Source organism: Enterobacter cloacae complex sp. 394F7 (genome assembly GCF_057320385.1).
In genome coordinates this window covers 338,874-361,534 of the sequence record NZ_JBXWCS010000003.1, presented here as the reverse complement: position 1 = coordinate 361,534, position 22,661 = coordinate 338,874, and the positions used below count along the sequence as shown (strand labels likewise).

Sequence of the window (22,661 nt, the reverse complement as noted above, 5' to 3'; positions counted from 1 at the left end):
TTATTTAGGTGGCTGCGTGGATGTTCCTGAGCCGAAAAGGGCCGTTTATCTTGCCCGGCAGAGTTGTCAGCCTGCAGACACAGGCTGACAACTACCCAGATAAATATCGACTCCCTGACCTTGTTCTTTAGTCAATCAGCCACATTCCTTTGACCCGCATCAATAATCGTTCGCGATTATCCAGCCACGGGTATTTTATTATTCGCCCGTATTATGTGATGCACCGAGAGGCAAACGCCACAAATCATAGCGTTCCTCTCCGGGTTTAACGGCTCCCGCGAAGTGGTCATTGAGGCGACTCGAGGTAAAGATCAAATCCCCGTCCGGACGGATTGCCGGTGTGTCTGGCCAGTAAACGTCTTCGCTGGCGGCGATAAGCGACATAGCGCGGTGCTTCGGATCAAACCGGACAATTCCGTTGCGGGTGACATCCGTGATATAGAGGTTGCCCTTTGCATCGGTCACAAGACCGTCGGTGTTACCGCCCACCACGCCAAGATCCTGGATACTGGCGGCAATCTGCGCATCGGTTGATCCTGCCTGCCTCAGCAATGCCGTGGGCACTGCCCAGGCATGGGTTCCCGTTGTGACCGTCCAGTAGAGCGTGCCCGCATCCGGGGAGAGCGCAATACCGTTGATGCCAATCAACAAGGGTTTACCCGGCCAGACCTCCGCACCGTGTGAAACCACCTTAACGCCCGGCTCAATCTGTAGCGCAGGGTGACGGTCGAGCACGCGTCGCGCCGTGCCGGTGGCGAAATCAACGACGATAAGGCCCACGCGGTTTTCCGGTGCGCTCCGCGAGCCGCTATCGGAGATATAGGCGACACGGCGTTTCTCATCGACAACCACATCGTTCAGGAAGCTGGCTTTGCGGTCCGCCACGCCATCCAGGGCGATACGTTTAAGGGTGCGGCCTGTGTTGAGATCCAGCACGACCAGTTTCTGCGAGCCCACGGGCGACTCCGCTTCGCCTGCGACAAACCCCATGTCCAGCGCCCATAGCCAGCCATTTTGACGATCAATATAAAAGCCAAGCACGTTGCGCAGGTTCTGCGCGGGATCGGTGTTTACCGCGTTCCCCTCGCGTGACGGAAACGCCGTCAGGCGGGCAGGGCCGGACTGAACAGTCGTATCCAGAATGCTCAGCGTGGCGGGGGCGGCGGCAGAAACCAGCCGGGGCGTACTGACAAAGGCCCGGCCCTTTGCATCAAAATGGATACCGGCAATGGGCGCGTTAACCGAGCCGGAAAACCGCGTCGGCGTTTGCCCATTCTGAGAGGTATCCCAGCTCACGCCAGCATAGCTGCGCCAGCGTTCAAGGGGCTGGAGCGTCGCCGCACTGGCGAGACTCGGGAAAGCGATCAGCGCCGCCAGCGCAATGGCGGACAGACTACGGGTGCGAATGAACATGAAAAGGCTCCGGTGAGTTCAGCATTAAAGGATGGAACGGAACGTGCCGCCCTCGACGCGTACAGCCGCCCCGTTGGATGCCGCGCCCAGTGGGCTGGCTAACAGAGCGACCATCGCCGCGATCTCGTCTGCCTCAATCATTCTGGCGATCAACGAGCTGGGGCGGTAGGTCTGGAAGAAATGCGCTTCGATCTCCCGATCGGTCATATCCGGCGCAGGCGCGGTCTGGCGAAGGTACTCAATAATGCCGTCCGAGCGCGTCGCCGACGGCAGCACGCTGTTAACCGTCACGCCGGTTCCCCGGGTCAGTTCGGCCATACCGCGCGAAACAGCAAGCTGCGCTGATTTGCTGACGCCGTAATGCACCATGTCTGGCGGCGTAAAGGCGCCCACTTCGCTGGATATAAAAATTACCCGTCCCCAGTTCCGTTCCAGCATGCGCGGGAAGTAGTGGCGTGAGAGGCGGACGCCGGACATCACATTGGTGTTGAACATGCGCAGCCAGTCTTCGTCGTTAATATCCGCGAAGGCTTTGGCTTCGTAGAACCCCAGGTTATTAATCAGAATATCGGTATCAGGGCAGGCGGCGAACAGGGCTTCTGCGCCCTCCAGGGTACCGAGGTCAACGACAACGGTGGTGACCTGTGCGTCAGGCGTCGCGTCGGTGATGGTGGCCGCGGCTTTTTGCAGCTTTGCCGGGTCGCGTCCGGTAAGGGTGACGGCAACCCCTTCTTGAGCGAGCGTGCGGGCGATGGCCAAACCAATACCTGCGGTTGCGCCTGTAACCAGCGCGGTCTTACCGGTGAGTTGAAGATCCATAGTGTTTACCCTCTGGTGATGAATGCAGCTCACTTTACTCATCACCCCAGAGGGGATAAATTAGCCAGATTGAAAAACATTTGTTCCTGAAAGAGCAAAATGAGCCGCAAATTCGATTATCTCGGAGACGTTGAAGTCTTCATTACTGTCGTTGAACACGGCTCTTTTACGGCCGCAGCGGTTGTCCTTTCCACCACACCCTCTGTCCTGAGTCGCGCGGTTTCCCGCCTGGAAGCGCGTCTTGGACGGCAGTTATTACAGCGAACTACCCGCCGCGTGGGGCTGACCGAGGCCGGACGCCGTTATCTGGAGCAGGCGCGGTCTGCGTTTGCACTGCTTGATGACGCCGAACGCGAGGGGCGGGGCCAGGAAGGCGATCTGACCGGTCGCGTGCGAATGAGCGTTCCAACCACCTACGGGCACTACCGTCTGCCGCCGCTGCTGGCGCGCTTTGCCCAACACTACCCACGCGTTCAGGTGGAGCTGAACATCACCAATCGCAACGTTGATCTGATTGCGGAGGGATTCGATCTGGCGATTCGCCTGGGGCAGTTGCCCGACAGTGGGTTAGTTGCGCGCAAGCTGGAGGACGCGGCGCTGCTGCTGGTCGCATCGCCTGATTACCTGCACCGCATGGGGAGCCCGCAGACGCTGGAGGAGTTGCATCGTCACACCTGTCTGCCCTTTATCATGCCGCGTACCGGACGCATTGCCCCCTGGGTGTTTCGTGATGAGGAACGTGATATTGACTGGCTGCCGGGTTCAACTATCGAAATCTCAGAAGATGTACTCGGCGTGGTTTCGCTGGCGGAGCAGGGGATGGGGATCTGCCAGAGCTATGAATTTATCGTCCGCGACAGGATACAGCGCGGGCAGTTAGTCGAGGTGCTGCCACACCTGCGTGGACGGTCGCGGCCGTTCTCCGTGCTCTTCGCGCCACACCGACGCCAGTCGGCGGCCACCCGGGCGATGATTGATCTTCTCACCAACCAAAAATGACAAGGATATGTCCACTATGAAAAAAGAGACTTATATCTTTTGGCTCCCACTCATCGCGGGCGGTATAGCCCTGCTATCTGGTTTTGTGGTCTGGTCAGTTAACGTTTATCGCGTGACATACCTTACGATCCGCGGGGAGCAGTATCTGGCCGGAGGGGCGTTGCTGCTGGCGCTGGTGCCGATGGTTATTTTTATCAGAAAGGGACGACTGAAAGGCAAGCGTGTTGCTGGCGCGATAAAACTATACCTCGGCTTCTTCATTTGCAGCCTGCCGGTTGCCATGTTCGTGATTTTTACAACGGCCTGGCTACTGGAGGGAGACTATTCCTCATGGAGCAAACCTTACCGGTATGAATCCAGTACCCGCCACAGCTGCTCGGGGGCAGAAGTCTACGAGCCGGAGTTAAAAAAAGAGATCCGCATCTGTAACCCGAAGGGTAATGTCTATTCCAACTCTACCCTGTACGTGGAAAAGCGGAGTAATCCGCTGGGGATTGTGGTGCTCTGGGCGATCACGCGCGCCTGAATCGGTAAAGCTCAAGGCGCGAAAATCACCGTCAGCCCGCCTCCAGCATCCCAAAGCTCACAATACGCGAACGGCCCAGCTCTTTCGCCCGGTATAAGGCCACGTCGGCAGCGCGCAGCAGGTTATCGCTCTGAGCGTGCTGCGGATAGCTGGCGACACCAATCGACACATCCACCGGGCCAATCTCTGAAAGCCCATAGCGCAGCGACAGTTCATGCACGCCGTTATAAATCTCTTTGGCGCACGCCTGCGCCGCCTCTTCATCGACGCCGGAAAGCAACACCAGAAACTCTTCGCCGCCATAGCGGAATGCCAGCCCGCTGTCGTGTACGGCGCGTTGTACGATGGAGGCCACGCTTTTGATGACCTGATCGCCCGCTTCATGACCAAAGCGGTCATTGATGCTTTTGAAGTGGTCGATGTCGATCATCAGGCAGCTTACCGGCTCTTCATTGCGCACCGCCTGCGCCATTTGGGTGCGCAGGGTATCTTCCAGGTGATGGCGGTTACGCAAGCCGGTGAGCGGATCGAAGAGGGCTTTTTCCAGCAGGGCATCGCGCAGACGTTGGTTGGCCAGCGCCAGGCCGAGCGCTTCAGCCATCAGCTCCAGATAGGCGCGGGAAGGGGCATTTTCCGCAGTGATGTTCTGGAAGGAGAGCAACCCAATGGCTTCGCCCTGGGCAATCATAGGAACACAGAGCGACGTATGCGTGTGCGACGCCGGCAGATGGTAGCAGGCGATATCCGGCTCGCCATTTACCGGAGGATGGCTCTGCCCACGTCTGACCGCCCAGCACTCATCGGGATGAAAAGGCGTATCCTCTCCTGGAGGCGAAAGCCACTGCGCGACGCAGCGCATCTGCCACGGATCGCGGTCGAGGATATAGAGCCGCCCGGCAATTCCCGGCGCGATATTGGGGGCGAACAGCTCCGCTACGTTAATCACGTCCGCAAAGTTTTCACACCCCTGCAGCCGCTGGGTCATGCGCGCCAGCAGCTCGCGGATGGCCCAGTCGGCGTCGCGCTCTTTTTCCAGACGCTGCCTCGCAAGGCCATTTTCACGAAAGATACGAATCGCCTGCGCCATATCGCCAATCTCATCGATCTGGTTGAAATTGGGTGTTTCTACGGCATAGTCCTGCGACGCCAGGCGATGCACCACATCGCTCAGGCGTACCACCGGGCGCAGCACGCGCCGTTTTAAGATAAAGCCAAGCACAAACAGGAACAGCAGGGCGGTCAGGCCAACCATCATTTCAGAGATTGTCCGCAGCGTTTTCGATTTTTTGGTTGCCTCCTGAACGGAAGCGATCACCCGCTTGTCGAGTATCTGGCGGAAGTGTTCGATCTGATTCTGGGCGCGTTCCAGCTCCTGCTCATAGGGCGCACCGTAGAGCAGGGCGATGGCCTGCGCATCTTCTCCCTGCGCCGTGTGGGTGAGGGCGACCTGCTGCTCGTCCTGTAACGCATCGACGATTTTTATCCCTTCATGCAGCAGAGACAGCTCATCATCTGACGCGCCGACATCCTGCAGTTTTTCCAGCCGGAGTTCGGTACTCTTCAGCTTGTTCTCTGACTGGTTGTATTCCCTGAGAATTTGCGGATCTTTTTTAATCACGTACAGGCGGGCTAAATCAGACTGTGCCCAGACTTCGATTTCGATTTCTTCAGTAAGTTGATCAAATTTCTGCCGCTGTTCAACGGCCTGACGCTCAAGGGTGTCGGCATTGGACGCCATCAGCATGATGATGCCGGAAGCGAGGGTCAGGCAGACCGTGGCACCGTAGGCCCAGTTTGTTATCGTCGCGATTCGCACCTGGTGATCCTTTTACGACCAAAGAAGGATGGCGTTCTTTCAAATTATAGAAAACGTTTGATTTAAGGCGAAAAAAAAGGCGGCACAGCGCCGCCTGTTGGGAAGGTTATCGTCAGCGGTTTATAAATCTGGAGGATTTTTCCCTTCTTCAATAAACGCGGCATCCAGCTCTTCGGCGTTACCCGCATGATCGCGACCGGAGAAGAGATTCCAGCAGGCGATAAACAGCGCGGCAATCAGCGGGCCAATCACGAAGCCGTTAATGCCGTACAGATCCATGCCGCCAAGCGTTGAGATCAGGATCAGGTAGTCCGGCATTTTGGTGTCTTTGCCTACCAGCAGCGGGCGCAGGATATTGTCCACCAGCCCGACGATAATCACGAAGAAGCCGACAATGAACAGCCCCTGCCAGATCTGGTGCGTCGCGAAGAGGAAAATGGCGGCCGGAACCCAGACAATCGCCGACCCCACCGCAGGCACCAGGGAGAGGAAGGCCATCAGCGCTCCCCAGAGGATGCTGCCGTCGATACCGGCAATGGCAAACGCAATCCCGCCAAGCGTACCCTGAACCACAGCGACAACCGCCGTGCCTTTTACCGTCGCCCGCGAGACGCCGACAAACTTGGCGAACAGGTGCTGCTTGGCGAAATCGGACAGAGGCAGGGAGTCGAGGATCTGGCGCACCAGGAACGGCCCGTCTTTCAACAGGAAGAACAGCAGATACAGCATGATGCCGAAGCTAATGGCAAAGCCGAACGTCCCTTTGCCGATCAGAAACGCGCTGCCCGCCAGATACTGCCCGCCCTGCAGAGCGACATCGGAGAGTTTTTTCTGGATCTGCGCGGCGTTGGTCAGGTTGTGATCCGCGAGGAAACCGCTGGCCCAGTCCGGCAGATGGTTAAAGATGCTCGCCACCACCTCCGGGAACTGGGTGTTGTTCTCCTGCAGTTTGGTGTACACCACGTTCAGCTCTATGGCGAGCGAGGAGAAGATCACCATCAACGGGATAAAGACAATCAGGCAGATAATGCCGATGGTCAGCAGCGAGGCCAGCCCGTTGCGATCCCCCAGCGCGGCGCGCAGCTTGTTTTTTACCGGGTTAAAGATAACGGTCAGAATGGCGGCCCACAGAATGGCGGAGAAGTAGGGCGACAGCACGTCGAAAAACGCCCACGTCACGAGGGCGAGAATAAAGATAAAGAAACCTTTGGTCAGTCCGTTAAAGCGCATCAGTCAGTCCTGGTTACTAAGAAACTGTGACGACTATAGAACTGATTGACGGATTTACCAACCATTGCGCCGGGGGGCGCAGGCGACGCGCCGCCGGGCAATGTCAGGATGGGAGGGGTCAAATCTCCTCAAACAGCGGGCTCACCAGCGCAACGTGCGTTTTCACCCCCACTGCCAGCGCGGCCTCGTCGATGCGAAAGTGTGGATTGTGGACGTTCCAGACCGCGCCTTTTTCCTCGTTGCCGCAGCCGATGAACAGAAACGTTCCCGGGACTTTCTCCTGATACGAGGAGAAATCCTCGCTGCCAAACAGGGCCCGATCGGCAAGCTGCAGCGTTCCTTCTCCAAAATGCGCCGCCATCGCCGCTTTGGCGATGGCATTGGTGTCGGCATGGTTGTTGCCAACGGCGTAACCCTGTTGCCAGCGGATCTCACAGCGCGCGCCGTGGGCACTGACGACGCCCTCGACAATACGCTGCACCAGCTGCGGTACCTGCTCGCGTACCTGCTGATTATGAGTACGCACCGTGCCGGCCAGGCGGGCGCTGTCCGGAATCACGTTATAGCTGTCACCGGCCTGGAAGGTCGCGATGGTCAGCACCGGGGCGTTAATCGGGTCGAGATTACGCGCCACCACGTTTTGCAGCGCGGTGACAACTTCAGCGCCGATTACCACCGGGTCGATGCAGAACTGCGGCATTGAGCCATGTCCGCCCCGGCCGAAGATCGTGATATCAAAATTATCGCTGGAGGCGACATAGACCCCTTCTTTCAGCGTAATGTTACCGGTAGGACTGGTCGGGAAAACGTGCAGACCGAAGATCTTCTCGACATCGTCAACCACGCCTTTCTCCACCAGTTCGCGCGCGCCGCCCGGCGGCACTTCTTCGGCAGGCTGGAAGATAAACTTGATGCTGCCGCACAGCTGGCTGCGCAGGTGGCAAAGCACTTTCGCCGCGCCCATCAGCATGGCGGTGTGGGCATCGTGACCGCAGGCGTGCATTACGCCGGGTTTGGTTGAGCTGAATGCTTCACCGCTCTCTTCCTGCAGCGGCAGGGCGTCGATATCAGCACGCAGTGCCCACATCGGGCCGGGTTTTTCACCCTGTAATACCGCCACCACGCTGTTCTCCAGCGGGCGGCTAATCGTCAGCTCCGGCAGATTAGCCAGTTCACGGGCGATAAAATCTGCGGTCGGCTTTTCCTGAAATGAGAGATCCGGGTTGGCATGAATATGCCTGCGCCAGCGGATCACCTCGTCGTGAACGTCGCGGATAAGGTTTTCAGTGCTACTTTTCATGACAGTCTCCTTCAGTCAGTCACCGGCAGTGAGGGCGCAGGTTTTTTTATCAATGGCACTATCGCCACGCCCGCGCACACCATTGCCAGTGACAAGAAAATAAATGCGCTTTCATAACTGTGGCTTTTTCCAACGAGATAGCCAATAACAACCGGTGAAACGAAGCCCCCCAGCGTCCCTCCGGTGTTTATCAGCCCGATGGCCGAGCCCATGATGTTCTCCGGCAGGCGTTTCATTGGCAGGGTAAACGCGGTCACAAAGGTGGCCATCAGGAAGATCTCCCCCACAAACAGCAGGATGCTGGCACTCACCGCTGTGGCGGTGTGGAAGATGCCGAGAATGGCAGCAGCGCTCACCAGTGCGCAGATCAAAATCACCTGTGGCTCGCGGTGGTGGAAGTATTTTCCGACCAGCCAGCCGGTGCACAACGACGAAAGCCAGATCCCCGCGCCGCCAGCCGCCACGATATAACCGGACACCTCAATCGGCATGCCCATGCTCTGGACAAAGAATTTAGGCAGCCAGGCCAAGAGGCCATAGCTTGGGATATTGATGCAAAACACCGAGAAAAACAGCAGCAGCACCGTAGGGTTACGCCACAGCGCCTCGTGTTGCCTGTGCGCGGCCTGGCGTGGCGCGGGTTTCTGATACGGCACGCGCAAGGCGATCAGCAGGGCGATGGCGCAGGCAACGATCCCTAATGCCACAAAGGAGGCGTGCCAGCCCAGGTGTTCCAGCGCCGAGACGGCCACAATCGGCCCGACGGTCATCGCCAGCCCGGCGGAGGAGAGCAGGACCGACTGGGCGAAGGTGCGTTTTTCCAGCGTAAAATTGCTGACCACCGCTTTCGCGCAGGAGCAGGGATAGCCGGAATGCCCCACGCCGGAGAGAAAGCGAAACACCAGCAGCAGGCCAACGCTCATACCCAGCGCGCCAAAGCAGAGGGCGAAGATCCCCAGCGCACACAGAGAAAGGATCAGCATGGTTTTGTAGCCGATTCGGTCGTTTAGCCAGCCAGCAGGCACCTGAAAGAGAGAGTAGGCGAGAAAGAAGATCCCGGTGATATAGCCCAGCTGCGCGGTGGTAAGCCCGAACTCTTTTTCGATCGGCAGCAGGGCAAAACCCATTACGGTTTTATCGATGTAGACCACGACATAGCCGATAAAAAGTAAAAAAATCATCTGTGACTGGCTTTTCATTGTGTTTTCCGCCTGACGTCAGAGTGTGATGAGAATTGTTGTGTGCACTCTGAATCTAGGGGTTTACCAGACAGGCGGGAAGATATAATTTTGCTATAGGTGATGCTTTTTTGTTATAGGGCGAGCGATGAAATATCTGCCAAAACTCGGCCATCTTCAGGCCTTTCGTCAGGTGGCGCGCAGCGGCAGTATCCGTTCGGCCGCACGGGAACTGGGCGTTTCGCAGCCCGGTTTAAGCCGTACATTGCGTGAGCTTGAGCAAACTTTAGGCACCCAACTTTTATTGCGCAGCAAAGAGGGGATTGCCCTTACCGAGGCGGGAATGGCGTTTTCCCAACGGGCGGAGTGGGTGCTTGAAGAGCTGCGGCGTGCGGCGGATGAAGTGGAGCAGATTAACCATTTTACTCACGGGCGTCTGACGGTGGGGTTCTCTTCGCTTATTGCGCTGACCGTCTTTCCCGATGTGGCCGAGGCATTCAAGAAAACGCTGCCCCAGGTCTTGCTGACGGTGAAGGAGGGGCAGCTCTCCTCGCTCCTGCCTGGCGTACGAAACGGTGAAATAGATATGGCTATCGGCTCGGTGGATCCGATGGCGCCGCCGGAAGGGGTGATGATCGAACCGCTGTTTACCTCGCCATTTTGCATCATCGCGCGCAAGGGGCACCCACTGGCAGAAGCCCGCGATCTGATGGCGCTGCGTCAGGCTAAATGGCTACTGCCGGAGTCATCCATGGGCTACTACCAGCAGCTACAAAATGAGCTCAGCCATTTTTATCGACAGGTGGATATCACCCCGCTGCGCACCGATTCCGTCATCACGGGGCTGAATATGGTGCTTAACGCGGACTATCTGACGGTGGTCGCGCGGGCAATGTGTCAGCCGCTACAGCTTGATGACAAGCTGGTGGCGTTGCCCATCACCCAACTGCCGTCGGCGCAGTATTGCGCGGTGTGGTCGCAGAAGTCGGCGATGACCACCAACGCGCGTCAGTTTTTGATTCGCCTGCGCGAAGCATGCAGAGGGTTTAGCTGGTAGCGGACAGATACGACTTTTGTCTGAGCCAGAATCACAGCCGTCCGCGCCATGCTGTAAGTATCTGCTTGCGGAGGTGCTTATGGCCTGGCGTCCGATTCTGTATGTGATCCTCACAACCCATCCCCGACTCAGTGCGCGACGCGCCCGGTTGCGTCTGGTCGTCTAGCTTTTTTATGTTAATCGCGGTATAACACACCTTCTTTGGATGTTTAGATGTCCATACGTATAGAAGGTAATATGCAAACACAACAAGAAAATGGGCAGCTAAAGCGCACCATGAAAACACGCCACCTGATTATGCTCTCGCTGGGTGGCGTGATTGGCACAGGGTTATTCTTTAATACCGGTTATATCATTTCGACAACCGGGGCAGCAGGCACGCTGCTGGCCTATCTCATTGGCGCACTGGTGGTCTGGCTGGTGATGCAGTGTCTGGGCGAGCTGTCGGTGGCGATGCCGGAAACCGGCGCGTTTCACGTCTATGCCGCTCGTTACCTCGGCCCGGCGACGGGCTATACCGTGGCGTGGCTGTACTGGCTCACCTGGACGGTGGCGCTTGGATCGAGCTTTACCGCCGCCGGGTTTTGTATGCAGTACTGGTTCCCACAGGTGCCCGTCTGGGTATGGTGCGTGGTCTTCTGCGTGGTGATTTTTGGCCTTAACGTTATCTCCACGCGTTTCTTTGCCGAGGGCGAATTCTGGTTCTCGCTGGTGAAAGTTATCACCATCATCGCCTTTATTATTCTTGGCGGCGCGGCGATCTTTGGCTTTATTCCGATGCAGGACGGTTCGCCTGCGCCGGGTCTGAGCAACATTACCGCTGAAGGCTGGTTCCCGCATGGTGGCCTGCCGATCCTGATGACCATGGTGGCGGTGAACTTTGCCTTCTCCGGCACCGAGCTTATCGGCATTGCGGCGGGCGAAACGGAAAACCCGCATAAGGTTATTCCGGTGGCGATCCGCGCGACCATTGCCCGGTTGATCATCTTCTTTATCGGCACCGTGTTTGTGCTGGCGGCGCTGATCCCGATGCAGCAGGCCGGGGTGGAAAAGAGCCCGTTTGTGCTGGTGTTTGAAAAAGTCGGGATCCCGTATGCGGCAGATATCTTTAACTTTGTGATTTTGACCGCGATCCTCTCGGCGGCAAACTCCGGCTTGTACGCCTCAGGGCGCATGCTGTGGTCGCTTTCTAACGAGAAAACGCTGCCGCGCTGCTTTGCCCGCGTCAATAAAAACGGCGTGCCGCTGACGGCGCTCTCCGTTTCCATGCTCGGTGGCGTGCTGGCGCTCTTCTCAAGCGTGGTTGCGCCGGACACGGTGTTTGTGGCGCTGTCGGCCATTTCCGGTTTTGCGGTGGTGGCGGTGTGGATCAGCATCTGCGCGTCGCACTTTGTCTTCCGTCGTCGTCATCTGCAGTCCGGACAGCCGCTGTCTGCTCTGCACTATCGCGCGCCGTGGTATCCGCTGGTGCCGGTGCTCGGGTTTATCCTCTGCGTGGTGGCATGTATCGGCCTGTGGTTTGATCCGAGCCAGCGCATTGCCCTTTATTGTGGCCTGCCGTTCGTCGCCCTGTGTTATGGTGCCTACTACCTGACCCGAAACCTGACATCGCAGGAGCCTGAACATGTCGCAGAATAATCCGCTTACCGCCCTCCTTGAAAAGCAGCCGTTTGTGGTGCTGGATGGCGCAATGGCAACTGAACTGGAAGCGCGCGGGTGCAACCTTGCAGACAACCTCTGGTCTGCCAAAGTATTGATGGAAAACCCGGAGCTTATCCGTGAAGTCCACCTCGACTACTACCGTGCGGGTGCGCAGGTGGCGATCACCGCCAGCTATCAGGCCACGCCTGCGGGCTTTGCGGCGCGCGGTCTGGATGAGGCGCAGTCCCGCGCGTTGATCGGCAAAAGCGTGGAGCTGGCGCGTAAGGCGCGTGAAGCGTATCTGGCGGAAAATCCGCATGCGGGCACGCTGCTGGTGGCGGGGTCCGTTGGGCCGTATGGCGCCTATCTGGCGGATGGCTCTGAGTATCGCGGAGATTATGTGCGTCGCGCCGAAGAGTTTACCGCGTTTCATCGTCCGCGCATTGAGGCGTTGCTGGATGCGGGGGCGGATCTGCTGGCTTGCGAAACGCTACCCTCCTTTGAGGAGATCAAGGCGCTGGCAGCACTTGTGGCTGAGTATCCCCGCGCCCGGGCATGGTTCTCGTTTACCCTGCGCGACAGCGAGCACCTGAGCGACGGGACACCGCTGCGGGAAGTTGTCGCGGCCCTGAAAGATAATTCGCAGGTCGTGGCGCTGGGCATCAACTGTATCGCGCTGGAAAACACCACCGCGGCGCTGAAACACCTGCACAGCCTGACGGCACTGCCGCTGGTGGTCTATCCGAACTCGGGCGAGCATTATGATGCGGTGACCAAAACCTGGCACCATCACGGTGAAGCGTGCGAGACGCTGGCGGGATATTTGCCCCAGTGGCTGGAGGCCGGTGCCAGATTAATCGGTGGATGCTGTCGCACCACGCCGAAAGATATTGCTGAGCTTAACGCGCAGCGCTGATGCCCTCACCCTGACCCTCTCCCACAGGGAGAGGGAAAAAAACAACCGCACAAAACCAACTATCCTTTCCCGCTTTTTTTCTAAAAACGAATCGTTATTAGCGATTCGTTTTAATTCCTTTATCAAAATTCCCGCGCCGGAAATACTGCCCTCATAACAACAAGGGGAGCAGACAGGATGGCAATTACATCGCGAATTACATTACTCGGCGCGCTGGCGCTGTGGGTATTTCAGGCGCAGGCGGTGGACGTCACCGTCGCGTATCAGACCTCCGCAGAGCCTGCGAAAGTCGCGCAGGCGGATAACACCTTTGCCAAAGAGAGCGGCGCAAACGTCGACTGGCGTAAGTTCGACAGCGGGGCGGCCGTGGTGCGTGCGCTTGCGTCCGGCGACGTGCAGATTGGTAATATCGGTTCCAGCCCGCTGGCGGTAGCGGCCAGCCAGCAGGTGCCGATTGAAGTTTTCCTCCTCGCTTCACAGCTGGGTAACTCCGAAGCGCTGGTGGTGAAGAAAAACATCACCAAACCGGAAGACCTGATCGGCAAGCGCATCGCCGTGCCGTTCATTTCGACCACTCACTACAGCCTGCTGGCGGCGCTGAAACACTGGGGCATCAAGCCAGGCCAGGTGCAAATCATTAATCTGCAGCCACCGGCGATTATTGCGGCCTGGCAGCGCGGCGATATTGATGGCGCATACGTCTGGGCACCGGCCGTCAATGAGCTGGAAAAAGACGGCACCGTGCTGACCGACTCCGAAAAAGTGGGCCAGTGGGGCGCGCCAACGCTCGACGTGTGGGTGGTGCGCAAAGATTTTGGTGAGAAACATCCTGAGGTCATGAAGGCCTTTGCCAAAAGCGCCATCGACGCTCAGCAGCCCTATATCAGCAACCCGGATGCATGGCTGAAGCAGCCTGCCAATCTCGAAAAACTGTCCCGTCTGAGCGGCGTGCCGCAAGCGGACGTTCCGGGGCTGGTGAAAGGTAATACCTATCTCACGCCTGCCCAGCAGGTACAACAGCTGACCGGGCCGGTAAACAAAGCGATTGTCGATACCGCCACGTTCCTGAAAGAGCAGGGCAAAGTGCCGGCGGTGGCGGCGGACTACAGCCAGTACGTGACCGATCGCTTTGTGAAATAAGGGGGCTGCGATGCTGAATATTACAAATCTGTCTGCTGATTACGGTGGCAAACCGGCCCTGGAGAACATCAACCTGACGCTGGAGAGCGGTGAGCTGCTGGTTGTGCTTGGCCCGTCCGGGTGCGGGAAAACCACGCTGCTGAATCTGATTGCCGGGTTTGTGCCATATCAGCATGGCTCCATTCAACTGGAAGGTAAAAAAGTAGAGGGCCCGGGCGCTGAGCGTGGGGTGGTCTTTCAGAACGAAGGTCTGCTTCCCTGGCGCAACGTGCAGGAAAACGTGGCGTTTGGGTTGCAACTGGCGGGTGTAAGCCGCGAGCAACGGCTGGCAACAGCACGGAGCATGCTCAAAAAGGTTGGACTTGAAGGGGCTGAAAAACGGTTTATCTGGCAGCTTTCCGGCGGCCAGCGTCAGCGGGTTGGAATTGCCCGCGCGCTGGCGGCCAATCCGCAGCTTTTGCTGTTGGATGAGCCGTTCGGGGCGCTGGATGCCTTTACCCGCGAGCAGATGCAAACCCTGCTTTTACGCCTGTGGCATGAAACGGGTAAACAGGTGCTGCTGATCACCCACGATATCGAAGAGGCGGTGTTTATGGCGACCGAGTTGGTGCTGCTGTCCCCTGGCCCGGGGCGCGTGCTGGAGCGGCTGCCGCTTGAGTTTGCCCGTCGCTATGTCGCGGGGGAGCCGGTGCGCAGCATCAAATCCGATCCGCGGTTTATCGAACAGCGTGAATACGTCTTAAGCCGTGTGTTTGAACAACGGGAGGCCTTCTCATGAGCATCGTCTTCAGCGAGAAAACGCGACGCGCGCGCCCGGTCTTACGCTGGCCTTTCTCGCGCCAGATAACACTCAGTGTCGGCACGCTGCTGGTGCTGCTGGCGGTGTGGTGGCTGGTTGCCGCGCAGGCATGGATCAGCCCGCTGTTTCTGCCGCCGCCGGGGCAGGTGCTGGCAAAACTCATCACCATTGCCGGGCCGCAGGGCTTTATGGACGCTACGCTCTGGCAGCACTTAGGTGCAAGCCTGGCGCGCATTCTGGTGGCGCTACTGGCGGCGGTGATAATCGGCATTCCGGTCGGGATCGCGATGGGCTTAAGCCCGACGGTGCGCGGCATCCTCGACCCGCTGATTGAGCTTTACCGTCCGGTGCCGCCGCTGGCCTATCTGCCGCTGATGGTGATCTGGTTCGGCATCGGTGAAACGTCAAAAATCCTGCTGATTTATCTGGCGATTTTCGCCCCGGTTGCCATGTCGGCTCTGGCGGGTGTCAAAAGCGCTCAGCAGGTGCGGATCCGCGCGGCGCAATCGCTGGGAGCCAGCCGGACACAGGAGCTGCTGTTTGTGATTTTACCGGGCGCACTGCCGGAGATTTTAACCGGATTACGCATCGGCCTTGGCGTGGGCTGGTCAACGCTGGTGGCGGCAGAGCTGATCGCCGCCACCCGAGGGTTAGGGTTTATGGTGCAGTCGGCGGGGGAGTTTCTGGCGACTGACGTGGTACTGGCCGGGATTGCGGTTATCGCCGTGATCGCCTTTGGATTAGAACTGGGGCTGCGCGCGCTGCAGCGTCGTCTGACGCCCTGGCATGGAGAAATACAATGAGTGAACGTCTGACCATTACCCCGCTGGGGCCATATATTGGTGCGCAGGTGTCGGGCCTGGATGTGACCCGTCCGCTGAGCGATAACCAGTTTGAGCAGCTTTATCATGCGGTGCTGCGCCATCAGGTGGTATTCCTGCGCGAACAGGCAATCACCCCGCAGCAGCAACGCGCCCTGGCACTGCGCTTTGGCGATCTGCATATCCATCCGGTTTATCCGCATGCGGAAGGGGTGGAGGAGATTATTGTGCTCGACACGCATAACGATAATCCGCCGGACAACGACAACTGGCACACGGATGTGACGTTTATCGAGACGCCACCTGCAGGGGCGATTCTTTCGGCGAAGCTGCTGCCGGAGACGGGCGGCGATACGCTGTGGGCCAGCGGCATTGCGGCCTTTGAGGCGCTGTCCGCACCCTTCCGTACCCTGCTGAGCGGCCTGCGGGCGGAGCATGACTTTAAAAAATCATTCCAGGAGTACAAGTACCGCAAAACAGAAGCGGAGCATCAGCGCTGGCAGGAGGCGGTTGCGAAACATCCGCCGCTGCTCCATCCGGTCGTGCGCACCCATCCGGTAACCGGCAAGCAGGCGCTGTTTGTTAATGAGGGATTCACGACGCGGATTGTGGACGTGACGGAAAAAGAGAGCGAGGCGCTGTTACGTTTCCTGTTTGCGCATATCACCAAACCGGAGTTTCAGGTGCGCTGGCGCTGGCAGGAGAACGATCTGGCGATCTGGGATAACCGTGTGACGCAGCACTATGCGAATGCGGATTATCTGCCACAGCGTCGGATTATGCAGCGGGCGACAATTTTGGGGGATAAGCCGTTCTACCGTCCTTGAACCATCGCCCCCGTAGGCCGGGTAAGGCGTAGCCGCTACCCGGCAATTGTGCACCGTTCTTGCCGGGTGGCGCTGCGCTTACCCGGCCTACAAAAAACCGCACAGTTAAAGGTGCGCCTCAATATACCGCTGATAGCGGTTTGCCTTGAGGTAGCACAAGTCCACCAGTACCAGCCCGTCGATGCAGTTGTTGAACGCCGGGTCGCTGCCAAAATCGATAAACTGCACGCCGCCGGGTTCACATAACTCGGAATACTGTTTGTAGAGCGGTGGAATACCGCAACCCAGATTACCGAGCAGGGATTTCAGCTTCGTCAGGTCATCCACGTAATCGACCCCGCCAAACTGCGCCAGCACGTCCGGCAGGGAGGCCGGATAAGGCTGACGTGACGCGGCTAAGGGATGTGTCGCCGGGAACCAGAGGCGGTAAAACGCAACCAGCAGATCCCGTGCGGCAGGCGGTAAGCCACCGGAAATCGAGACCGGGCCAAAGAGGTAGCGGTAGTGCGGATAACGTGCCAGATAAGCACCAATACCGGACCACAGATAGTCCAGACCGCGACGACCCCAGTAGCGCGGTTGAATAAAGCTGCGCCCCAGTTCAATACCGTGTTCCAGCACGTCCTGCATTTTATCGTCGTAGTGGAACAGACTGTAGCTATAAAGCCCTTCCAGACCGCGTTGCTCGACCTGTCTGGCAGTGGGCATAAAGCGATAGGCGCCGACGATCTCCAGATCGTCTTCATCCCACAGGATCAGGTGCAGATAGTCATCGTCGTAACTGTCGGTGTCCCGACGTTTACCGCTTCCTTCCTCCACGGCGCGAAACGCGATCTCGCGCAGGCGTCCCAGCTCGCGCAGCAGGGGAGCCTCTTCCTGTCCGTTGCGTTGCCACAGATAAATGGTTTTGCCATCGCTGGTTTTGCCCAGACATTCGGCCTGGGACAGCTCGCGCTTCAGCGTGGCCCGGTCTTCCGGACGGGCAATGGCGCATTGGGTTTTAAAGACGCCAGGCACTCCCTTGCCAAGACGTATCACGTGCTGACGGCACTGCTCGGCCATCTCACGCGATGAAAGGGTTGTGCTATACCAGTGATGCCAGGCTATCTGCTGGCCGATCTTTATCGGTAGCTGGCTGTGGCGGCGGCGGAACATCTGCTGCATCAGCAAGAGCATCGATACGGTGGGGGACACCAGCGTGCTGGCATAAAAGAGCAGGCTGTTGTGTGCCTGAATATGCACCGGCAGCAGCGGTACGCGCAGCTTACTGGCGAGTTTAATAAAGCCGGGGTGCCATTTTTTATCGCGGATCCCTTTGCGCGTAGGACGGGACACTTCTCCCGCCGGGAAGAAGATCAGCACCCCTGCGTTTTGCAGATGCTGTTCCATCTGCATCAGGGACGTTTTTGCCGTTCTGCCGCCCATGTTGTCCACCGGAATAAACAGCGAGCTAAGCGGTTCAAGGTGGGTCAGCATCCGGTTAGTGACGACTTTCACATCGCGCCGTACACGGGAAACGGCATACATCAGCGCCAGCCCGTCCAGCGTTCCGGTTGGGTGGTTGGCAATAATGACCAGCGGGCCATGTTCAGGGATTTGTTCGAGATCGCGGGCGGAAACGGTGCAGAGTATATCGAGGTGCTCCAGAACCTGCTCCACCATATCCAGGCCTTTCAGATGGCGGTGTGTCGCGGCAAATTGCTGGAATTCTTCTTCGTAGAACAGTCTTTTTAACAGACTTTTTTGCCAGGGTGCAGGCCTCGCCTGAGGCCAAAGGTCGTCGAGAACGCTATCGAGACTAAACATGGTTACTCCTCCTGCCGTCTTGCTCAGACAGTAGAAGGGAGAGATGTCGGTTGTATTGCAGTTTGGTGAAGATTAGCGCAGAGAGGAGGCTGGGTAAGGCGAAGCCGCCACACTGCGCTAAAGCGGATTAACGCAGAATTTTCTTCTCGGCCAGATCCAGCGCAAAGTAGCTGAAGATCAGATCCGCGCCAGCACGTTTGATCGCGCCCAGGCTTTCCAGGATCACTTTCTCTTCGTCGATCGCACCCGCCTGCGCGGCGAATTTGATCATCGCGTACTCGCCGCTCACCTGATATGCACCCAGCGGTAGCTCGGTGCGCTCGCGAATGTCGCGCAGGATATCCAGATACGCGCCAGCCGGTTTCACCATCAGGCAATCTGCGCCCTGGGCTTCATCCTGCAGCGATTCACGGATGGCTTCACGGCGGTTCAGCGGGTTCATCTGATAGGTTTTGCGATCGCCCTTCAGCGCTGTACCGGCCGCTTCACGGAACGGACCGTAGAACGAAGAGGCAAACTTGGTGGAGTAGGACATGATGGCGGTATCAGTGAATCCGGCCGCATCAAGCGCCTGGCGGATCGCCTGAACCTGCCCGTCCATGGCAGCGGAAGGTGCGATGAAATCCGCACCGGCTGCTGCAGCTACCACCGCCTGCTTGCCGAGATTCAGCAAAGTGGAGTCGTTATCGACACCGTGATCGCACAGCACACCGCAGTGGCCATGAGAGGTATATTCACAGAAACAGGTGTCTGACATGACGATCATTTCCGGCACGGTCTCTTTGCAGATCCGCGACATCCGGGCGACCAGACCGTCCTCTTTCCAAGCATCGCTGCCGGTAGCGTCAGTGTGGTGGGAGATGCCAAAGGTCATCACCGAGCGGATCCCCGCGTTGGCGATACGTTCGATCTCACGCGCCAGATATTTTTCCGGAATGCGCATCACGCCTGGCATGGCGTCGATGGCTTTGTAGTCATCGATCTCTTCTTCAACAAAAATCGGCAACACCAGATCGTTTAAGGTCAGTGTTGTCTCTTCAAACATAGCGCGCAGTGCAGGTGACTTGCGCAGACGACGGGGACGAGCAATTAAATCGGTCATGATATGCCTGACGTTTGTGGAACAAAGAAGGCTAGTGTACATGAAAGTGGGGGAGAGGGTTTTACGAAAGTAGGCTTTTTGTTAATGCGAAATGGGGTTTGCGATGTTTCACATGGTCAATATATATAACCAACGTCAGCCTGTTTTTCACACGCTCGAGATATTGGTGCGATTTCTAAATTGAAGTAAATATATCATTAATAATGATCTATTATTCTTTATTATATTTTCTATATTTATGTCAGATGATTTTAATTCGCTGTTTTTATAGTGTTTATTTATAATTTTTAATGTCGTTGCATTTTTTTCATGTTATTAGTCTGGATACGGACTTAATGGAATCATTCATTGAACCTTTTCGAAATGAAAATGCATAATTCCCTCCGCAATACAATGTTGCCAAATGATTTGATGGACAAACTTGCTTACGTCCCTGAGGAGGGATGACCCAATGCAAACATGGAAAAAGAAACTGGTTGTATCACAACTTGCATTAGCCTGCACCCTGGCTATCGCTTCTCAGGCCAATGCGAAAGATATTTCTGGTGCCACATATAATACCTTCGGATATGATAATTCAGCATCAACACCCTGGTATTATGGCTACGCTGACTGGGATTACTCGGATGCCACCCACGACGGTGATATTTATCCGGTGATTAATAAGTCAACGGTGAACGGTGTTATTTCGACGTACTACCTTGACGATGGTGTCAATGGAAGAGCGAATGCGCTGAGCATTTCTAACAGCACCATTAATGGCATGATCACCTCGGAAAGATGCGTGACTACTACATGTACTGGAGGCGTAGACTCCGATGATACGACCCATACACAGTACGATCGTTTTAGCCTGACAGTAGATCACTCCACCATTAACGATACCTATGAGCATTATGCGTATGATGTTCTGAATGGTGACAACACCGAAACCCACTATCTGGATACCTATGGACTGGGTAATGCGATTACGCTGGATGTGGAATCGGATATTGTTATCCAGAACAACTCCCACGTTGCGGGCATCACGCTGACTCAGGGTTACCATGAGCTGGACAATACCCCGTATGACGGCGTTGAAGGCGTTGCGGATAGCAGTAATGTCTTTACTAACACCCTGGTGGTCAAAGACTCTGTTTTGACCTCCGGCGCATACAGCGATCTGGGTACCAGCGGGTTCTATGGTCAAACCGCGAAGCCGAGCGACTACGGTGAAACCAACGCGACCGGCGCAGATGACGCGGCACTGATCGTCGCGGCCAGCGCGTCTGACAACGCCATGCAAACCACCGCCACCTTCGATCACTCTACCGTTACCGGCGATATCCTGTTCTCCAGCACCTTCGACAATAACTTCTACGAGAATGGCGACCCGGCAACCGATACCACCGAAGACGGTGTGTATAACCCAACCACCAACGGCTGGGATGGTACCGATAAGCTGGATGTCACACTGACCAACGGCAGCAAATGGGTGGGAGCCGCTCAGTCTAAAGTTGCTATGATCGACGTAGATGATATGTACGGTCTGGGCTATAGCAACGTTGACTGGAGAACCCTGACTCCAAACAGCATCTGGCCAGATTCACTTCTGGATAGCAATGGTCATCTCATCAGTGAGCAGGTCTACCAGAGCGGTCTGTTCAACGTCACCCTGAACAACGGTTCAGAGTGGGATACCCGCAAACTGTCTAACATCGACACGCTGGCAGTGAATAACCAGTCGCAGGTCAATGTTGAAAACTCTGGCCTGCTGGCGGATTCCATCACCCTGACCAACGCCTCTACCCTGAATATTGGCGACAGCGGTGCAGTGGCGACAGATAGCCTGTATCTGGACAGCTATAGCCGTGCCGCACTGACGGAAGAAACGGCTGAACTGTATGCCAACACCATCACCGTCGACAACGGTGCGGAACTGGCACTGGGCCTGGGTCAGGTGGACACGCACAACATGGTGCTGACCGATGGCGGTGTGCTGAACGTTGCCAGCCGTGACTACGTGCTGAACAGCGATCTGAACAACGCCCGCTTTATCACCAACGACAAGAGCAAAGCAGATTACGACTATGGCGTCGTGGCGCTTAACTCAGACGGTCATCTGGCGGTGAACGGTGATGTGGCAGGTAACTACACTGTGCGTATCGATGATGCGACCGGCGCCGGTTCTGTTGCTGATTATAAAAACAAAGAGATCATCCGCGTTTATGACAATAACGCAGACACTGCGGCCCGCTTTACGGCAGCAAACAAAGCCGATTTAGGTGCCTATACCTACCAGGCGCAGCAGAAGGGTGACACGGTTGTTCTGCAGCAGAAGGCGCTGACTGACTACGCCAATATGGCGCTGAGCATTCCGTCAGCGAATACCAATATCTGGGATCTGCAGCAGGATACCGTTGGAACCCGTCTGACTAACAGCCGTCACGGTCTGGCCGATAACGGCGGGGCGTGGGTGAGCTACTTCGGCGGCAACTTTGACGCTGACAATGGCGTTATCAGCTACGATCAGGACGTAAGCGGGATTATGGTTGGTCTGGATACGCAGATTGACGGTAACAACGCGAAGTGGATCGTGGGTGGCGCGGCAGGTTTCGCGAAGGGGGATATCAGCGATCGTACCGGTCAGGTTGATCAGGATAGCCAGACGGCGATGATCTATGCCTCTGCGAAGTTTGCCAACGATGTCTTCCTCGACAGCTCCCTGAGCTACACCCGCTTCAATAACGATCTCTCCGCGACCATGAGTAACGGTCAGTACGTGGACGGTAATACCACGACAGATGCGGTAGGTTTCGGTATGAAACTGGGTTATGACTGGAAACCAAACCTGTCCGGCTACGTCACGCCTTATGCGGCAGTGTCTGGGCTGTTCCAGTCGGGTGACGACTACCGCTTGAGCAATGACATGCGAATTGATGGCCAGTCTTACGACAGCCTGCGCTATGAACTCGGTGTCGACGCAGGGTATACCTTCAACTACGGCGGCGATCAGGCTCTGACGCCATACGTCAAACTGGCGTATGTGTATGACGATGCTGATAACAATGCGAACGTGAATGGCGACAGCATTGATAACGGCGTTGAAGGCTCTGCGGTGCGTGTGGGTCTGGGCACACAGTTCAGCTTCACCAAAAACTTCAGTGCATACACGGATGCCACTTACCTTGGCGGCGGTGACGTTGACCAGAACTGGGGCGCCAATTTGGGTGTGAAATATACCTGGTAAAGTATAAAAGCGGGGGAATATATCCCCCGCTTTGTCATCTAA

Annotated in this window: 18 protein-coding genes; 10 read left to right on the top strand and 8 right to left on the bottom strand. The window is 56.9% G+C overall.

Annotated elements, in window-relative coordinates; genetic code table 11:
- Positions 1-198: 198 nt before the first annotated feature.
- Both AC2FAK_RS06575 and AC2FAK_RS06570 read right to left on the bottom strand, forming a co-directional pair.
- Complete coding sequence (locus tag AC2FAK_RS06575) at positions 199-1,413, bottom strand: L-dopachrome tautomerase-related protein (RefSeq protein WP_095455690.1); 1,215 nt, start codon at positions 1,411-1,413, stop codon at positions 199-201.
- A gap of 24 nt (positions 1,414-1,437) precedes the next feature.
- Complete coding sequence (locus tag AC2FAK_RS06570) at positions 1,438-2,232, bottom strand: SDR family NAD(P)-dependent oxidoreductase (RefSeq protein WP_095455689.1); 795 nt, start codon at positions 2,230-2,232, stop codon at positions 1,438-1,440.
- A gap of 99 nt (positions 2,233-2,331) precedes the next feature.
- On the opposite strand from AC2FAK_RS06570, the gene AC2FAK_RS06565 reads away from it, so the two are divergent.
- Together AC2FAK_RS06565 and AC2FAK_RS06560 are read left to right on the top strand one after the other, a co-directional pair.
- Positions 2,332-3,231, top strand: a complete 900-nt coding sequence (locus AC2FAK_RS06565) for a LysR family transcriptional regulator (protein WP_095455688.1) — start codon at positions 2,332-2,334, stop codon at positions 3,229-3,231.
- Between the two features lie 16 nt (positions 3,232-3,247).
- Positions 3,248-3,757: a hypothetical protein gene (locus AC2FAK_RS06560; protein ID WP_095455687.1), complete on the top strand. Its 510-nt coding sequence runs from the start codon at positions 3,248-3,250 to the stop codon at positions 3,755-3,757.
- A gap of 31 nt (positions 3,758-3,788) precedes the next feature.
- On the opposite strand, the gene AC2FAK_RS06555 is transcribed toward AC2FAK_RS06560, so the two are convergent.
- From AC2FAK_RS06555 to AC2FAK_RS06540, 4 genes are all read right to left on the bottom strand, one after another.
- On the bottom strand, positions 3,789-5,573 hold the full coding sequence (locus tag AC2FAK_RS06555; RefSeq protein WP_095455686.1) for a diguanylate cyclase: 1,785 nt from the start codon (positions 5,571-5,573) through the stop codon (positions 3,789-3,791).
- Positions 5,574-5,693: 120 nt separating this feature from the next.
- A complete protein-coding gene (locus AC2FAK_RS06550) occupies positions 5,694-6,803 on the bottom strand; it encodes an AI-2E family transporter (RefSeq protein WP_095455685.1) in 1,110 nt (369 codons plus the stop codon).
- A 118-nt stretch (positions 6,804-6,921) separates the two neighbouring features.
- Positions 6,922-8,103 carry an amidohydrolase gene (locus AC2FAK_RS06545; RefSeq protein ID WP_095455684.1) on the bottom strand — a complete coding sequence of 394 codons (1,182 nt, stop codon included), beginning with the start codon at positions 8,101-8,103 and terminating at the stop codon, positions 6,922-6,924.
- An 11-nt stretch (positions 8,104-8,114) separates the two neighbouring features.
- Positions 8,115-9,302 (bottom strand): MFS transporter, encoded by a 1,188-nt coding sequence (locus AC2FAK_RS06540; protein ID WP_095455683.1) that lies wholly within the window; start codon positions 9,300-9,302, stop codon positions 8,115-8,117.
- Between the two features lie 127 nt (positions 9,303-9,429).
- On the opposite strand from AC2FAK_RS06540, the gene AC2FAK_RS06535 reads away from it, so the two are divergent.
- The 7 genes from AC2FAK_RS06535 to tauD all read left to right on the top strand — a co-directional run bounded on the left by AC2FAK_RS06535 (position 9,430) and on the right by tauD (position 16,482).
- A complete protein-coding gene (locus tag AC2FAK_RS06535; protein WP_013095771.1) occupies positions 9,430-10,338 on the top strand; it encodes a LysR substrate-binding domain-containing protein in 909 nt (302 codons plus the stop codon).
- Positions 10,339-10,575: 237 nt separating this feature from the next.
- On the top strand, positions 10,576-11,976 hold the full coding sequence (gene mmuP, locus AC2FAK_RS06530) for an S-methylmethionine permease (RefSeq protein WP_013095772.1): 1,401 nt from the start codon (positions 10,576-10,578) through the stop codon (positions 11,974-11,976).
- Positions 11,963-12,895: a homocysteine S-methyltransferase gene (gene mmuM, locus AC2FAK_RS06525; protein WP_058661759.1), complete on the top strand. Its 933-nt coding sequence runs from the start codon at positions 11,963-11,965 to the stop codon at positions 12,893-12,895. Before mmuP ends, mmuM begins: the two co-directional genes overlap by 14 nt.
- A 177-nt stretch (positions 12,896-13,072) precedes the next feature.
- On the top strand, positions 13,073-14,035 hold the full coding sequence (gene tauA, locus AC2FAK_RS06520; RefSeq protein ID WP_095455682.1) for a taurine ABC transporter substrate-binding protein: 963 nt from the start codon (positions 13,073-13,075) through the stop codon (positions 14,033-14,035).
- Between the two features lie 10 nt (positions 14,036-14,045).
- Positions 14,046-14,813, top strand: a complete 768-nt coding sequence (gene tauB / locus AC2FAK_RS06515) for a taurine ABC transporter ATP-binding subunit (RefSeq protein WP_095455681.1) — start codon at positions 14,046-14,048, stop codon at positions 14,811-14,813.
- Positions 14,810-15,637: a taurine ABC transporter permease TauC gene (gene tauC, locus AC2FAK_RS06510; protein ID WP_095455680.1), complete on the top strand. Its 828-nt coding sequence runs from the start codon at positions 14,810-14,812 to the stop codon at positions 15,635-15,637. Before tauB ends, tauC begins: the two co-directional genes overlap by 4 nt.
- The gene (gene tauD, locus AC2FAK_RS06505; RefSeq protein ID WP_013095796.1) at positions 15,634-16,482 is read left to right on the top strand and encodes a taurine dioxygenase; all 849 of its coding nucleotides are present in this window, start codon (positions 15,634-15,636) and stop codon (positions 16,480-16,482) included. Before tauC ends, tauD begins: the two co-directional genes overlap by 4 nt.
- A gap of 105 nt (positions 16,483-16,587) precedes the next feature.
- On the opposite strand, the gene olsF is transcribed toward tauD, so the two are convergent.
- Positions 16,588-18,288: a bifunctional ornithine lipid synthase OlsF gene (gene olsF / locus AC2FAK_RS06500; RefSeq protein ID WP_095454719.1), complete on the bottom strand. Its 1,701-nt coding sequence runs from the start codon at positions 18,286-18,288 to the stop codon at positions 16,588-16,590.
- Between the two features lie 127 nt (positions 18,289-18,415).
- Entirely contained in the window at positions 18,416-19,390 is a 975-nt protein-coding gene (gene hemB / locus AC2FAK_RS06495; RefSeq protein WP_095454718.1) for a porphobilinogen synthase, read from the bottom strand.
- Positions 19,391-19,841: 451 nt separating this feature from the next.
- On the opposite strand from hemB, the gene AC2FAK_RS06490 reads away from it, so the two are divergent.
- Positions 19,842-22,619 (top strand): autotransporter outer membrane beta-barrel domain-containing protein, encoded by a 2,778-nt coding sequence (locus AC2FAK_RS06490; protein WP_095454717.1) that lies wholly within the window; start codon positions 19,842-19,844, stop codon positions 22,617-22,619.
- The last annotated feature ends 42 nt before the right edge of the window (positions 22,620-22,661 follow it).

Bases quoted from the DNA above. Each gene is read 5' to 3' on its own strand.
- AC2FAK_RS06575 (WP_095455690.1), bottom strand. From the start codon at position 1,413: ATGTTCATTCGCACCCGTAGTCTGTCCGCCATTGCGCTGGCGGCGCTG.
- AC2FAK_RS06570 (WP_095455689.1), bottom strand. From the start codon at position 2,232: ATGGATCTTCAACTCACCGGTAAGACCGCGCTGGTTACAGGCGCAACC.
- AC2FAK_RS06565 (WP_095455688.1), top strand. From the start codon at position 2,332: ATGAGCCGCAAATTCGATTATCTCGGAGACGTTGAAGTCTTCATTACT.
- AC2FAK_RS06560 (WP_095455687.1), top strand. From the start codon at position 3,248: ATGAAAAAAGAGACTTATATCTTTTGGCTCCCACTCATCGCGGGCGGT.
- AC2FAK_RS06550 (WP_095455685.1), bottom strand. From the start codon at position 6,803: ATGCGCTTTAACGGACTGACCAAAGGTTTCTTTATCTTTATTCTCGCC.
- AC2FAK_RS06545 (WP_095455684.1), bottom strand. From the start codon at position 8,103: ATGAAAAGTAGCACTGAAAACCTTATCCGCGACGTTCACGACGAGGTG.
- AC2FAK_RS06540 (WP_095455683.1), bottom strand. From the start codon at position 9,302: ATGAAAAGCCAGTCACAGATGATTTTTTTACTTTTTATCGGCTATGTC.
- AC2FAK_RS06535 (WP_013095771.1), top strand. From the start codon at position 9,430: ATGAAATATCTGCCAAAACTCGGCCATCTTCAGGCCTTTCGTCAGGTG.
- mmuP (WP_013095772.1), top strand. From the start codon at position 10,576: ATGCAAACACAACAAGAAAATGGGCAGCTAAAGCGCACCATGAAAACA.
- mmuM (WP_058661759.1), top strand. From the start codon at position 11,963: ATGTCGCAGAATAATCCGCTTACCGCCCTCCTTGAAAAGCAGCCGTTT.
- tauA (WP_095455682.1), top strand. From the start codon at position 13,073: ATGGCAATTACATCGCGAATTACATTACTCGGCGCGCTGGCGCTGTGG.
- tauB (WP_095455681.1), top strand. From the start codon at position 14,046: ATGCTGAATATTACAAATCTGTCTGCTGATTACGGTGGCAAACCGGCC.
- tauC (WP_095455680.1), top strand. From the start codon at position 14,810: ATGAGCATCGTCTTCAGCGAGAAAACGCGACGCGCGCGCCCGGTCTTA.
- tauD (WP_013095796.1), top strand. From the start codon at position 15,634: ATGAGTGAACGTCTGACCATTACCCCGCTGGGGCCATATATTGGTGCG.
- olsF (WP_095454719.1), bottom strand. From the start codon at position 18,288: ATGTTTAGTCTCGATAGCGTTCTCGACGACCTTTGGCCTCAGGCGAGG.
- hemB (WP_095454718.1), bottom strand. From the start codon at position 19,390: ATGACCGATTTAATTGCTCGTCCCCGTCGTCTGCGCAAGTCACCTGCA.
- AC2FAK_RS06490 (WP_095454717.1), top strand. From the start codon at position 19,842: ATGCAAACATGGAAAAAGAAACTGGTTGTATCACAACTTGCATTAGCC.